A 13,061-nucleotide genomic window follows, 5' to 3' on the forward strand; every position below is an offset into this window, starting at 1 on the left:
CCCACCGGCGCCGCACGCCCGGCGCGGGGCGGGGATGCGCGCGGCCTGGCGGACGGTACGCGCCCTGCCCGCCGCCCGCCTCGGCATCGCGGCCGTGGCCGTGGGCCACGTGGTGATGGTGGCGGTCATGTCGATGACGCCGGTGCGCCTGGGCGAGTCGCACGGCGACGCGGACGTGCTGCGGGTGGTCGGCATCGTGCTGAGCCTGCACATCGCGGGGATGTACGCCCTCTCCCCGGTGGTGGGCTGGCTCACCGACCGACTCGGCCGCCGGCCGGTGATCCTCGGTGGCGTCGGGCTGCTGCTCGCCGCGTGCGCGGTCGCCGGCACCGCCGGGCACGACACGCCCCTGCTCTCGCTCGGCCTGGTCCTGCTCGGACTGGGCTGGTCCGGCACCATGGTGGCCGGCTCGACGCTGCTGTCGGAGGCGGTGCCGGCGGCGATCCGCCCCAGTGTCCAGGGGCTGTCCGACCTCACGATGGGCCTGGCCGGCGCCGGCGCGGCGGCGGCCAGCGGGTTTGTGATGCGGGCCGCGGGTTATCCGGTGCTCACCCTGCTGGCGGCGATCGCGGTCGTCCCGCTGGTGGCGCTAGCGTTGCGGTCGGTGCCGTCCGGCGCACCGGACGAGGAGGACTGATCACGTGCGGCTGACCGACTTCTGGACGCGGCTGGAGGAGGCGTTCGGCCCCGGGTACGCGGCCAGCATCGCCCGCGACCAGGTGCTGTCCCAGTTGGGCGGGCGGACCATCGAGCAGGCGTTCGCCGCGGGCGAGCAGACGCACGTGGTGTGGCGGGCCGTGGTCGCCGCCTATCCCGACCGGGTCCCCGCGCGACTACGTTGAGCAGTCGTTTCGTCGCTTCCGCGTGTCGCTTGCCGAGTCGTACACCTGTTCGGCTATTGTCCACAGCGGGGTGCTTGTCCACAGCTCGCGGCATGGCCGCTGGTTTTCTGTCGGACCCAGCGCCTAGCGTGTCCGCGTGACGCGAAGCTCAGGAAAGACGCCGGCGAAGGCAGGGGTGGCAAACATGGCCGCAGGGCCCGATCGGGAGAAGGCACTCGACCTTGCTCTCGCTCAGATCGACAAGCAGTTCGGCAAGGGTTCGGTGATGCGGCTGGGCGAGCGGCCGGTCATCCAGACCTCGGTCATCACCACCGGTTCCATCGCGCTCGACGTGGCGCTCGGCGTGGGCGGTCTGCCCCGGGGCCGGGTCGTCGAGATCTACGGTCCGGAGTCCAGCGGTAAGACCACGGTGGCGTTGCACGCGGTGGCCAACGCCCAGCGGGCCGGCGGCATCGCGGCGTTCGTCGACGCCGAGCACGCGCTCGACCCGGAGTACGCGAAGGCCCTCGGCGTCGACACCGACGCCCTGCTGGTCTCCCAGCCGGACACCGGCGAGCAGGCGCTGGAGATCGTGGACATGCTGGTCCGCTCCGGCGCGCTCGACATCATCGTCATCGACTCGGTGGCCGCGCTGGTGCCGCGCGCCGAGATCGAGGGTGAGATGGGCGACAGCCACGTGGGTCTCCAGGCCCGGCTGATGAGCCAGGCGCTGCGGAAGATCACCGGTGTGCTCAACAACACCGGCACCACGGCGATCTTCATCAACCAGCTCCGCGAGAAGATCGGCGTGATGTTCGGCAGCCCGGAGACCACGACCGGTGGTCGGGCGCTGAAGTTCTACGCCTCGGTCCGGCTCGACGTGCGGCGCATCGAGAGCCTCAAGGACGGCACCGACGTGGTCGGTAACCGCACCCGGGTCAAGGTCGTGAAGAACAAGGTCGCCGCGCCGTTCAAGCAGGCCGAGTTCGACATCATGTACGGCAAGGGCATCTCCCGCGAGGGCTCGCTGATCGACGTCGGCGTCGAGCAGGCGATCATCCGCAAGTCCGGCGCGTGGTACACGTACGACGGCGACCAGCTCGGCCAGGGCAAGGAGAAGGCCCGCGAGTTCCTCCGGGAGAACCCGGACGTGGCCGCCGAGATCGAGAAGAAGATCCTGGAGAAGCTCGGCGTCGGGCAGGGCGCGGGCGACGCCGCCGGTGGCCCGGAGCTGCCGCCGGTCGACTTCTGATCGGCCGCTGATCGATGGCAGGACGACGTGCCCGCACGGGGCGCGGCTGGGATGCCAGCCCGCCCCGGTCGGGTAACGGCGACACCGCGCCCCGACCTCGCCGAGGCCGGCGTGCCCGTGGTGCGGACACCGAGCCCGAGGCGACCCCGTCCCCACCACGGGACGAGGCCGAGGTGGCTCGGGAGATCTGTCTCCGGCAGCTGGCGGTGCGCCCGCGTACCCGGGCCGAGCTGGCCGGCGCTCTCGCCAGGAAGGGCATCTCCGACGAGGTGTCGGCCGAGGTGCTCGACCGCTACGACGAGGTCGGCATCATCGACGACGCGGCCTTCGCGAAGGCCTGGGTGTCGAGCCGGCACGCCGGCCGGGGTCTGTCCCGGCGGGCGCTCGCCAACGAGCTGCGCCAGCGCGGCGTCGACGGTGAGGTGGCCAGCGAGGCGCTCGGCGAGCTGGACGAGGAGACGGAGGCCGGGACGGCCCGTGCGCTGGTCGACCGGAAGCTCCGCTCGGCCCGGGGCGAGCCCGACGCGGTGTTCCGCCGGCTGGTCGCCATGCTGGCCCGCAAGGGCTATCCGCCGGGCGTGGCGATCCGGGCGGTGAAGGACGCCCTGGCCGCGCAGAGCGCCGAGGCGGCCGAGTTCGCCGACCAGATCGACGCCGACGCCCTGGCCGACGCGGAGGGCGACCTCGACCGGGAGAGTCGCCCGGTCGACTGAGCGCGACGCGCCCGCCGACCGGCCGTCTCCCACGCCGGATCCCGCCCGGACGCGCCGGGCGCAATCAGCGACGCAACCGCAGGGACGCGGTGACCGCGTCGCAGGCGGACCGGATCTCGGTGCGGCGTTGGTCGTACCGGCACATCACGGTGAACTCCGCCGTGCCGGGGACAACCTCCCCGACCACCATGATGTAGGGGGCCGCCGGCCCGTTCTGCTCGGCCCGGGGCATCTGTGCGTGGTCGATCCGAAGCGCGCTCATCCCGTCGACGGTGACCCGCTGGAGGCCCCGGTGCGACGGGGAGTCCTCCCCGACGGCGTCGGTGTAGAAGTCGTACATGCTTCCTCGCCCGCTCTCGAGGGGCGTGACGAACACCGCGATGCCGTCGTCCTCGCCGGCTCCGGCCGGCGAGATCAGCAGGCAGATCCGGCCCTCCTCGGTCGGGCACGCGGACTCCTCCCAGCCGGTCGGAAGGTCGACACTGAGCCGGCCGTCTCCGGTGGCCACGCGGCGTTCGCTGACCGGCCCGGTGCCTCCTCCGCCGCCGTGATCGCGGGTCTCGACGACGTGACGACCCCACACCACCCCCGCGCCGATGCCGACCACGAGCACGACGACCGTGACGAGCAGCGTCCGTTTCATGATCATCACGATAGGGAGTGGGCCGGAGGCGTGGAATCGTCCGTCGGGCCGAGCCGTCGTTCGGTTCCGGCGCTGGTCGGGTCCGCCTTTGTCCCCCACTGTCCGGTCCGCGATCAGCACTGCGTCACCCCGCGAACTCTCTCCGTTCGGGGGGTTTGATCATGAGTTCTTGACCGGAGCACCTCCGGAGACCTAGCCTCGCCATACAGGCTCACATTGCCCGACCAGCGCAGGCTAAGCGCACAACATAGAACGCGTAACGGAACAGCATCACTTTGGCCGATCCACCGGCCTTCGGTGTCGACTCCGGACTGGCCGGTCCGGAGTCGGGGCGACAACTGCACCCGGCCGCCGACGATGCCCGCGGGCACCGCCGGCGGAGAAAGCTACCCACGGCCAGCCGCTCCGGTCGGGCGTCCAGAGCCGCAGGAGTGTGCCCACCGGCACGTCCTGCGGCGTGACGTTCAGGGGAGGCACGCCATGGCGAGGCGGCACAGGTCCACCGGGGGACCGGCATGAGCGGGCAGGCCGGCGAGCCCGGCACGCGGGTGTCCCGAGCCGCTGACGCGGGCAGGCATCACTCTCGCCGCGAGAAGACCGTGGCGCACCACCCACCGGGGTCCGCACCGTCGGCCGGCCCCCTGCCCGGCGGTGGGGCGGCGTGAACGGCTTCGACCTGGTCCTCCTCGCGGTCGTCCTGCTGCTGGCCGTGGTGGTGGTCGGCGCCGTGCTGGTGGGCGTGCGGACGCTGCGGCGCCTCACCAGCGCCCCGAGGCCCGAGGACCCGGCCTTCATCGCCGAGAAGGATCGCCAGGAGCAGTCCCTGGCCGCCCTGCGTACCGCCGCCGACGAGGTCAACAGCACCATCGACGTGGCGAAGTCGGCGGCCGCCGCCGCCCGCACCGAGGCCGCCGCCGCCAAGGCGGAGGCGAAGTCGGCCCGGGCCGAGGCGCGGCGGGTGCTGGACGACGCCCGTGCCGAGGCCGACACCATCCTGGAGCGGGCACACAAGCAGGCCGAGATCGACGCCGAGCAACTGCGGACCGCCGCCCGGCGCAGCGGTGAGCGGGAGATGGCGGTGCTCGCGGCGACGACCCGCGAGCAGGCCGCCGAGGTGGAGCGGCGGGCGGCCCGGATGGACGAGCGGGAACGCCTGCACACCGAGGAGGTGGAGCGGCTCGCCGAGCGGGAACGGCAGCTCAGCGCGGCCAGCGCCGCCCTCGCCGCCCGCGAGTCGGCACTCGCCCAGCGGGAGGCGGAGCTGGCCGAGGCCGAGGAGCGGCGCCGTCGGGAACTGGAGCGGGTGGCCGGGTTGACCGCCGACGCGGCCCGGACCGAGCTGATCGAGGCGATCGAGACGCAGGCGAAGCGGGAGGCCGCGCTGCTGGTCCGGGACATCGAGTCCGACGCGCGCAACACCGCCGAGCAGCGCGCCCGACACATCGTCGTCGACGCGATCCAGCGGGTGGCCAGCGAGCAGACCGCGGAGAGCGTGGTCAGCGTCCTGCACCTGCCCGGCGACGAGATGAAGGGTCGGATCATCGGCCGCGAGGGCCGCAACATCCGGGCCTTCGAGTCGGTGACCGGGGTCAACCTGATCATCGACGACACCCCTGAGGCGGTGCTGCTCTCCTGCTTCGACCCGGTCCGGCGGGAGGTCGGCCGGCTCACCCTGGAGAAGCTGGTCCTCGACGGGCGGATCCACCCGCACCGGATCGAGGAGGTGTACGACCTGGCCCGCCAGGAGGTGGACCAGCTCTGCCGGCGGGCCGCCGAGGACGCCCTGGTCGAGGTCGGCATCACCGAGATCCACCCGGAGCTGGTGACCTACCTGGGGCGGCTGCGCTACCGCACGTCCTACGGGCAGAACGTGCTCAAGCACCTCGTGGAGACCGCCCACATCGCCGGCGTGATGGCCGCCGAGCTGCGCCTGGATGTGCCCACCATCAAGCGGTCGGCGTTCCTGCACGACATCGGCAAGGCGCTCACCCACGAGGTGGAGGGCAGCCACGCCATCATCGGCGCGGACCTGGCCCGCAAGTACGGCGAGAGCGAGGACGTCGTCCACGCCATCGAGGCGCACCACAACGAGGTGCCGCCGCAGACGATCGAGGCCGTCCTCACGCAGGCGTCCGACGCCTGTTCCGGCGGTCGGCCGGGCGCGCGCCGGGAGAGCCTGGAGGCGTACGTCAAGCGCCTGGAGCGGATCGAGGAGATCGCGGCGAGCAAGCTGGGCGTGGACAAGGTCTTCGCGATGCAGGCGGGTCGCGAGATCCGGGTGATGGTCAAGCCGGACGACGTCGACGACATCGGCGCGGCCGTGCTGGCCCGGGACGTGGCCAAGCAGATCGAGGAGGAGCTGACGTACCCGGGTCAGATCCGGGTGACCGTGGTCCGCGAGTCCCGGGTCACCGAGATCGCCCGCTGAGGCAGTGACGAGGAAGGGCCGGCCCCGCAGGGGTCGGCCCTTCCGTCGCGCTGGTGTCGTCAGGTGGTGGTGCCGGGTACCGCCTCGGTCTCCAACTCGGTTCCCGCAGCTCCGGTCGTGTGGGCGACGGTGCTGCGCCGGCCCCGGGCGAGGCGGTGCTGCACGTACTGGGCGAGCTTCGACAGCGAGTAGTTGACCACGATGAACAGCACCGCGATGACGAAGTACACCTGGATCGGGTTGTCCAGGGAACCGATGATCTGCTCGGCGATCGTCAGGGTCTCCTCGTAGCTGATGATGAAGCCGAGCGAGGTGTCCTTGAGCACCACCACGAGCTGGCTGATCAGCGCCGGAAGCATGATGCGGAACGCCTGCGGCAGCAGGATCATCCAGGTGGTCTGCAGCGGGGAGAGCCCGATCGCGGCCGCCGCCTCCCGTTGCCCCCCGGGGAGTCCCTCCATGCCGGAGCGGAGGATCTCACCGATGACCACGGAGTTGTAGATGGTCAGGCCGATGACCAGGTACCAGAGCGTGTCCATGGTGATGCCGAACTCGGGGAAGCCGCGCCCCACGAAGAAGATCGTGATCACCACGGGCAGGCCGCGGAAAACCTCGACGCAGACCCGGGTGACCGCCGACAGGACGGCGCTCAGCCCGCGCAGCAGGTACGCCAGCGGGGTGGCGAAGCCGGTGAAGCGTCGCTGGGCGAGGCTCTTGAGCTGGATCCGCAGCAACGCCAGCAGGGTGCCGACCACCAGCGAGGACACGATGGCCAGCGCTGCCGCGATGAGGGTGTTGCGGAATCCGGTACCGATCCGCTGCCAGACCAGCGAGAAGCTCTCGTTCGAGGGGTCGACGAGCGGACCCCAGAGCTCCATCGAGAACTGGCCGTTCTCATCAAGCGGCCGGTAGATCAGGAAGTAGGCGCCGATCAGCAGGACAACCGTGGCGACCAGGCTGCTGATCAGGGTGATCCGGCGCTGCCGGGGACCCGGGACGTCGTAGAGGACGCTCTGCTGACTCATCGAGCCACCGCCTGACGCTTCTCGACCCGGTCGAGGAGGGCACCGAGGGGCACGGTCATGATCAGGTATCCGATCGAGATGCCGATGGCGACCGGGATGAAGGCGTAGCCCTCGGCCGAGGTCAACTGGTCGGCGGTGGCCGACAGGTCGCCGACCACTCCGAAGAAGCCGACCAGCGCCGAATTCTTGATCATCGCGATGATCACCGAACCGAGCGGCACGATGGACGCCTTCCAGGACTGCGGCAGCACCACGTACCGCAGGTTCTGCCCGAACGTCAGACCGAGCGAACGGGCGGCCTCGGCCTGCCCGGCGGGGACCGCGTTCACGCCCGAGCGCAGCGCCTCACAGACGAAGGCAGCCGTGTAGAGGACCAGGGCGATCAGCGCGAAGCGAAAGTACGGCAGGTCGGTCCCGAGCCGGCTGAACAGCGTGTCGACCACGGGGATGCGGAGGAAGTCCGCGTTGGAACCCAGCGCGGGAAGACCGAACGCGGCGAAGAACATCACCACGGTCAGCGGCATGTTGCGGAAGACGTTGACGTAGCCGGTCCCGACCGCGCGCAGCGGCGGGATCGGGGAGATCCGCAGTACCGCCACGACGGCGCCCAGGATCAGGGCGCCGATCGCGGCGAGTACGCAGATCTGGAGGGTGAGCCAGAAGCCACCCGCGAAAACGTCGAACCGGTCGATGAGCACACTCACGGGTCGGTCGTCCTCCCCACCCTCCAGATCAGCAGGAATCAGTAGCGGTTGATGGTCGGCGCAGTGCCCAGCTCGGCACCGAACTTGCCGGCCGTGTCGTCCCAGGCCTTCTTCCAGCTGCCGTCGGCGAACGCCTTCTCCAGCGTGTCGTTGACGAAGTCACGGAAGGCGGTGTCCTCCTTCTTCACCCCGATGCCGTACGGCTCCTTGGTGAAGTTGTCACCGGCCAGCTTGAACGAGGCCTCGTCCTTGGCGATGTAGCCGAGCAGGATCACGTTGTCCGTGGTGACGGCGTCGACCTGGCCGCCCTTGAGGGCGTCGCGGCACTTGTCGTAGGTGTCGAAGAGCACCACCTGCGTGGCGACGTCCTTGACGTACTCCTTGATCTTCTCGGCCGGGGTGGAGCCGGTCACCGAGCAGACCTTCTTGGCGCCGTCCTTGAAGGAGTCCGGCCCCGTGATGCTGCTGTCGTCCTTCTTCACCATGATGTTCTGCCCGGCCTCGTAGTACGGGCCGGCGAAGGCGATGCGCTCCTTGCGCTTGTCGTTGATCGTGTAGGTCGCCGCGACCAGGTCGACGGTGCCGTTCACGATCACGTCCTCGCGGACCTTCGAGGGGGCCTCGACCCACTCGATCTTGTCCTCGGGGATGCCGAGCTCCTTGACGATGATCTTCGCGACCTCGACGTCGAAGCCCTCCGGGTCGCCCGACAGGCCCTTCTGGCCGAAGCCGGGCTGGTCGAACTTCGTGCCGATCTTGATCTTCTGGGCCTTGTTGAGCTTCTCCATGGTGCTGCCGGCGGCGAAGGACTTGCTGCCGGCGCCGGTGCCCTCCCCGGCGTCGTCGCCGCCACAGGCGGTCAGGCCGAACGCCAGGGTGGCGGCCGCCGCAAGCGCGGCTACGCGCGTGATACGCATACTCTTCTCCTTCTTCGAGTGGTGCCCGCCGGGGGACGGCGCGCTCCGGGACGCCTAGTGCGTGAGGATCTTGGAGAGGAAGTCCTTGGCCCGCTCGCTGCGCGGGTTGGCGAAGAACTCGGCCGGCGGCGCGTCCTCGACGAGCTGCCCGTCGGCCATGAAGATGACCCGGTTCGCCGCGTGCCGGGCGAAGCCCATCTCGTGGGTGACCACGACCATGGTCATGCCCTCGCGGGCCAGTGACGTCATCACGTCCAGCACCTCGCCGACCATCTCCGGGTCGAGCGCGCTGGTCGGCTCGTCGAAGAGCATCGCCTTGGGCTGCATAGCCAGCGCGCGGGCGATCGCGGCCCGCTGCTGCTGGCCGCCGGAGAGCTGCGCGGGGAACTTGTCGGCCTGGTTGGCGATGCCGACCCGGTCCAGCAGGGCCAGGCCGCGCTCGCGGGCGGCGGCCGGCTTCTCCTTGCGGACCTTGATCGGCCCGAGGGTGACGTTCTCCAGGATGGTCTTGTGCGCGAAGAGGTTGAACGACTGGAAGACCATGCCCACCTCGCTGCGCAGCCTGGCGAGGTCCTTGCCCTCGGCCGGCAGCGGTCGGCCGTCGAAGGTGATGGTGCCCGAGTTGATCGGTTCCAGCCGGTTGATGGCGCGACAGAGCGTCGACTTGCCGGAGCCGGACGGGCCGATCACCACGACCACCTCGCCGCGCCCGACCGACAGCGAGACGTCGTCCAGCACGTGCAGCGGCCCGAAGTACTTGTTGACCGCGTCCAGCACGATGAGCGGTTCGCCCGTCGTCACGTCGTACACCGTCCCTGTGGTCGCCCGGAGTGGGGTCGGATGACCCCCGGTTGGGCCACTGTAGGCGGGGTGATGTGGCGGAACGCAACTCAGTTGGTCACGGAGCGGTAACACCAGCCTCGATCAGGGTCGGGAGTCCGATTTTGACCGCGGAACGGGTCGCTCCGGTGGCGGCGGCGACACCCCGCCGAGATCATGTGGGGATGACCGCACCGGTTCGTCTGACGGCGTACGCGCGCGGTGGCGGCTGCGCCTGCAAGATCCCTCCGGGTGAGCTGGAGGCGATGGTCGCCGGCCTCGGCCCGGCCACCGGCACCGCCGAGCTGCTGGTGGGCCTCGACCACGGCGACGACGCCGCGGTGGTCCGGCTGGACGAGCGCACTGGCCTGGTCACCACCGCCGACTTCTTCACCCCGGTCGTCGACGACGCGTACGACTGGGGCCGCATCGCCGCGACCAACGCCCTCTCCGACGTGTACGCGATGGGCGGTACGCCCCTGGTCGCGCTGAACCTGCTCTGCTGGCCGCGCGACGTGCTCCCGCTGGAGCTGGCCCGGGAGGTCCTGCGGGGCGGGCAGGACGTCGCCCGCGAGGCCGGCTGTCACCTGGCGGGCGGTCACAGCGTCGACGACGAGGGCCCGAAGTACGGTCTCGCCGTCACCGGGGTGGTCCGGCCCGAGGAGCTGATCACCCTCGACGCCGGCCGGGCCGGCCTCCCGCTGTCGCTGACCAAGCCGCTGGGGGTGGGGGTGCTGAACACCCGGCACAAGGCCACCGGCGAGAGCTTCGCCGAGGCGGTCGCCGCGATGACCACCCTGAACCGGGCCGCGGCCCGGGCCGCGGTGGCCGCCGGGGTCCGCTGCGGCACTGACGTGACCGGCTTCGGGCTGTTGGGGCACGCGTCCAAGCTCGCCCGGGCGAGCCGGCTGACGGTGGCCATCGACACCGCCCGGGTGCCCTACCTAACGGGTGCCCGCGAGGCGGTCCGGGACGGGTACGTCAGCGGCGGCAGCCGCCGCAACCTGGACTGGGTCTCCCCGTGGACCGACTTCGGCCGGGCCGGCGAGGAGGAGCGTCTCCTGCTGGCCGACGCACAGACCTCCGGCGGTCTGCTGGTGGCCGGCGAGGTCCCGGGCGCCCCCGTGATCGGTGAGTTGCTGCCTCCCGGAGAGCACCGCCTGGTGCTCCGCTGAGCCGGGTGCCGGGCGGCGTGTCGCGGCACCATACCCGATAAACTGTCATCTTCCCGCTACTCGGAGCAACGGTGCCCGAGGAAATTTTGCCCGGAATGGTCACAGACCGGTAACTTGCCCCCGGCTGCGGTCAAATTCCCCCCACCATCGTCAGTAAGGCCCGATCCGGAGGCCGGTGGGACGAGCACAGCGAGGAGGCGGCATGACCGAGCTGTGGAACTGGAGAATCGACCAGGCGAGGCCGGTGGAGGTCTACCCGGCACTGGCCGAGGCGCTCGGCCGGGTGGTGATGCCCCTGGCCGTGGCCGACCCGGCACGACTGCCGACGTACGCAGTGATCTGCGACGTCTGGCAGGCGCCGGGAGAGTTCGCGACGATCGTGGACTGTTACGGGGTGCCCGAGTCGCTCCCCGAGCACGCCAGCGTGGCGGCGCTGGCCCGGCTGCTGGACCGCAACTGCCTGCTCCGCGACGACACGCTCGACGCGACCCGGCACCTGCTGGTCGCCCCGGACGGCACGATCCGCCCGGTGCACTTCGACGTGCGGGAGACCGACGACGGCGAGGTGCTCGGCAACCAGCGGCTCTGCACGGACGCCGACCCGCGCTGCCGGGGCTGGTCGCAGTGCCACCGCTCCCGCTGGGCCCCCGACTCGGTGCTCCCCGCGCTCGCCGCCGCCTGAGGTGTGCGGAAGGGCCCCCGTCGGCCCTTCCTCCTCACCCGGCGGCGCGCTGTCCGCGTACCTCCAGTTGGGCCAGCAGGGTCGCGGTGGCCGCGGCGACCGCGGACACCGCGGCGTCGAAGGCCGCGGCGTTGTGCGCGGCCGGCGCGCGGAACCCGGAGATCTTCCGGACGTACTGCAACGCGGCGGCCTGGACGTCCGCGTCGGTCACCTCGGGGGTGTACGGCTCACGCAGGGTCTTGATGCTCCGGCACACGGCTCCTCCTCGTCTCGGTCCATCCGGTCGACCCGGATACGCTGTGCATGTCATGACTACCGCAGCGGCGAGCAGCCCGCGCACCTACCAGGTGCGCACGTACGGCTGCCAGATGAACGTGCACGACTCCGAGCGCATCTCCGGCCTGCTGGAGCAGGCGGGCTACGTGCGCGCCCGCGAGGCCGACGACAACCCCGACGTGGTGGTCTTCAACACCTGCGCGGTCCGGGAGAACGCCGACAACCGGCTCTACGGCAACCTGGGTCATCTGCGTCCCGTCAAGGACAGGCACCCGGGGATGCAGATCGCCGTCGGCGGCTGCCTGGCCCAGAAGGACCGGGGCGACATCGTCCGCAAGGCGCCCTGGGTCGACGTGGTGTTCGGCACCCACAACATCGGGTCGCTGCCGGTGCTGCTGGAACGCGCCCGGCACAACGCCGCCGCCGAGGTCGAGATCCTCGAATCCCTCGACGTCTTCCCGTCGACGCTGCCGACCCGCCGCGAGTCGACGTACGCCGGCTGGGTGTCCATCTCCGTCGGCTGCAACAACACGTGCACGTTCTGCATCGTGCCCTCCCTGCGCGGCAAGGAGAAGGACCGCCGCCCCGGCGACATTCTCTCCGAGGTGCGCGCCCTGGTCGACGAGGGTGTGTTGGAGGTGACCCTGCTCGGGCAGAACGTCAACTCCTACGGTGCCGAGTTCGGCGACCGGTACGCCTTCGGCAAGCTGCTGCGCGCGTGCGGCGACATCGACGGGCTGGAGCGCGTCCGGTTCACCAGTCCGCACCCGAAGGACTTCACCGACGACGTGATCGCCGCGATGGCCGAGACGCCGAACGTCTGCCACTCGCTGCACATGCCGTTGCAGTCCGGCTCCGACGACGTGCTCAAGGCGATGCGCCGCTCGTACCGGTCGGAGAAGTACCTGGGGATCATCTCCAAGGTGCGGGAGGCCATGCCGGACGCGGCGATCACCACCGACATCATCGTCGGCTTCCCCGGCGAGACCGAGGCAGACTTCCAGCGGACGCTCGACGTGGTGCGGGAGGCCCGGTTCTCGTCGGCGTTCACCTTCCAGTACTCCAAGCGCCCCGGCACCCCGGCCGCCACGATGGACGGCCAGCTGCCCAAGCAGGTGGTGCAGGAGCGCTACGAGCGGCTGATCGCCTGCGTCGAGGAGATCACCTGGGCGGAGAACAGGAAGCTGGTGGGGGAGACCGTCGAGGTGCTGGTCGCCGTCGGCGAAGGCCGCAAGGACGAGCGCACCGGGCGGATGTCCGGCCGTGCCCGCGACGGCCGCCTGGTCCACTTCGACGCCGGCTCCTACGCCGGCTCGATCCGGCCGGGGGACATCGTGCACACCACCGTCACGTACGCCGCCCCGCACCACCTCAACGCCGACACCGAGCCGCTGTCACACCGGCGTACCCGGGCCGGTGACGCGGCCGAGGCGGGACGCTCCCCGCGTACGCCCGGGGTGTTGCTCGGCCTGCCCACGATCGGCGCGCCGGCACCGGCGCCGGCGGCCACGACCGGCGGCTGCACCGCGACCTACAAGCAGGTCAACGCGTGGCAGGGCGGATTCCAGGGCGAGCTGACCGTCAAGAACACCGGCACGGGTGCGCT

General features: G+C 70.9%; 14 protein-coding genes. 8 read left to right on the forward strand and 6 right to left on the reverse strand.

Annotation, left to right across the window (positions count from 1 at the left end; genetic code table 11):
* The 4 genes from AB0I76_RS11370 to AB0I76_RS11385 all read left to right on the forward strand — a co-directional run.
* Positions 1 to 637, forward strand: a 637-nt coding sequence (locus AB0I76_RS11370; RefSeq protein WP_357033401.1) for an MFS transporter, incomplete at its 5' end; no start/stop codon positions are given.
* 4 nt (positions 638 to 641) lie between these two features.
* On the forward strand, positions 642 to 842 hold the full coding sequence (locus AB0I76_RS11375; RefSeq protein ID WP_357033404.1) for a DUF3046 domain-containing protein: 201 nt from the start codon (positions 642 to 644) through the stop codon (positions 840 to 842).
* A 184-nt stretch (positions 843 to 1,026) separates the two neighbouring features.
* On the forward strand, positions 1,027 to 2,073 hold the full coding sequence (gene recA / locus AB0I76_RS11380) for a recombinase RecA (RefSeq protein ID WP_357033407.1): 1,047 nt from the start codon (positions 1,027 to 1,029) through the stop codon (positions 2,071 to 2,073).
* A gap of 14 nt (positions 2,074 to 2,087) precedes the next feature.
* Positions 2,088 to 2,786 carry a regulatory protein RecX gene (locus AB0I76_RS11385; protein ID WP_357033410.1) on the forward strand — a complete coding sequence of 233 codons (699 nt, stop codon included), beginning with the start codon at positions 2,088 to 2,090 and terminating at the stop codon, positions 2,784 to 2,786.
* Positions 2,787 to 2,850: 64 nt separating this feature from the next.
* On the opposite strand, the gene AB0I76_RS11390 is transcribed toward AB0I76_RS11385, so the two are convergent.
* Complete coding sequence (locus AB0I76_RS11390) at positions 2,851 to 3,429, reverse strand: hypothetical protein (RefSeq protein WP_357033413.1); 579 nt, start codon at positions 3,427 to 3,429, stop codon at positions 2,851 to 2,853.
* Positions 3,430 to 4,090: 661 nt separating this feature from the next.
* On the opposite strand from AB0I76_RS11390, the gene rny reads away from it, so the two are divergent.
* Positions 4,091 to 5,857, forward strand: a complete 1,767-nt coding sequence (gene rny / locus AB0I76_RS11395; protein WP_357033416.1) for a ribonuclease Y — start codon at positions 4,091 to 4,093, stop codon at positions 5,855 to 5,857.
* 59 nt (positions 5,858 to 5,916) lie between these two features.
* On the opposite strand, the gene AB0I76_RS11400 is transcribed toward rny, so the two are convergent.
* The 4 genes from AB0I76_RS11400 to AB0I76_RS11415 are packed head-to-tail and all read right to left on the reverse strand — an operon-like array spanning position 5,917 to position 9,313.
* Positions 5,917 to 6,882, reverse strand: a complete 966-nt coding sequence (locus tag AB0I76_RS11400; RefSeq protein ID WP_357033419.1) for an amino acid ABC transporter permease — start codon at positions 6,880 to 6,882, stop codon at positions 5,917 to 5,919.
* Complete coding sequence (locus AB0I76_RS11405) at positions 6,879 to 7,586, reverse strand: amino acid ABC transporter permease (protein ID WP_357033422.1); 708 nt, start codon at positions 7,584 to 7,586, stop codon at positions 6,879 to 6,881. The genes AB0I76_RS11400 and AB0I76_RS11405 overlap by 4 nt, the downstream gene beginning before the upstream one ends.
* Before the next feature lie 38 nt (positions 7,587 to 7,624).
* Positions 7,625 to 8,503 carry a glutamate ABC transporter substrate-binding protein gene (locus AB0I76_RS11410; protein ID WP_357033424.1) on the reverse strand — a complete coding sequence of 293 codons (879 nt, stop codon included), beginning with the start codon at positions 8,501 to 8,503 and terminating at the stop codon, positions 7,625 to 7,627.
* Positions 8,504 to 8,557: 54 nt separating this feature from the next.
* Complete coding sequence (locus AB0I76_RS11415) at positions 8,558 to 9,313, reverse strand: amino acid ABC transporter ATP-binding protein (RefSeq protein WP_357033427.1); 756 nt, start codon at positions 9,311 to 9,313, stop codon at positions 8,558 to 8,560.
* Positions 9,314 to 9,507: 194 nt separating this feature from the next.
* Here AB0I76_RS11415 and selD point away from each other — a divergent pair, with 194 nt between their 5' ends.
* Entirely contained in the window at positions 9,508 to 10,497 is a 990-nt protein-coding gene (selD, locus tag AB0I76_RS11420) for a selenide, water dikinase SelD (protein ID WP_357033429.1), read from the forward strand.
* 202 nt (positions 10,498 to 10,699) lie between these two features.
* Positions 10,700 to 11,179, forward strand: coding sequence for a hypothetical protein (locus AB0I76_RS11425; protein ID WP_357033432.1), 480 nt, complete (start codon positions 10,700 to 10,702; stop codon positions 11,177 to 11,179).
* A 34-nt stretch (positions 11,180 to 11,213) separates the two neighbouring features.
* On the opposite strand, the gene AB0I76_RS11430 is transcribed toward AB0I76_RS11425, so the two are convergent.
* The gene (locus tag AB0I76_RS11430; RefSeq protein WP_357033435.1) at positions 11,214 to 11,435 is read right to left on the reverse strand and encodes a DUF2277 family protein; all 222 of its coding nucleotides are present in this window, start codon (positions 11,433 to 11,435) and stop codon (positions 11,214 to 11,216) included.
* Positions 11,436 to 11,487: 52 nt separating this feature from the next.
* On the opposite strand from AB0I76_RS11430, the gene miaB reads away from it, so the two are divergent.
* Positions 11,488 to 13,061 (forward strand): tRNA (N6-isopentenyl adenosine(37)-C2)-methylthiotransferase MiaB (gene miaB, locus AB0I76_RS11435; protein WP_357033438.1); only part of this gene is annotated, 1,574 nt, incomplete at its 3' end.

Origin of the sequence: Micromonospora sp. NPDC049799 (genome assembly GCF_040656655.1) — a bacterium.
Classification (GTDB): Bacteria; Actinomycetota; Actinomycetes; order Mycobacteriales; family Micromonosporaceae; genus Micromonospora.

Bases quoted from the DNA above. Each gene is read 5' to 3' on its own strand.
- recA (WP_357033407.1), top strand. From the start codon at position 1,027: ATGGCCGCAGGGCCCGATCGGGAGAAGGCACTCGACCTTGCTCTCGCT.
- AB0I76_RS11385 (WP_357033410.1), top strand. From the start codon at position 2,088: ATGGCAGGACGACGTGCCCGCACGGGGCGCGGCTGGGATGCCAGCCCG.
- AB0I76_RS11390 (WP_357033413.1), bottom strand. From the start codon at position 3,429: ATGAAACGGACGCTGCTCGTCACGGTCGTCGTGCTCGTGGTCGGCATC.
- AB0I76_RS11400 (WP_357033419.1), bottom strand. From the start codon at position 6,882: ATGAGTCAGCAGAGCGTCCTCTACGACGTCCCGGGTCCCCGGCAGCGC.
- AB0I76_RS11410 (WP_357033424.1), bottom strand. From the start codon at position 8,503: ATGCGTATCACGCGCGTAGCCGCGCTTGCGGCGGCCGCCACCCTGGCG.
- selD (WP_357033429.1), top strand. From the start codon at position 9,508: ATGACCGCACCGGTTCGTCTGACGGCGTACGCGCGCGGTGGCGGCTGC.
- AB0I76_RS11425 (WP_357033432.1), top strand. From the start codon at position 10,700: ATGACCGAGCTGTGGAACTGGAGAATCGACCAGGCGAGGCCGGTGGAG.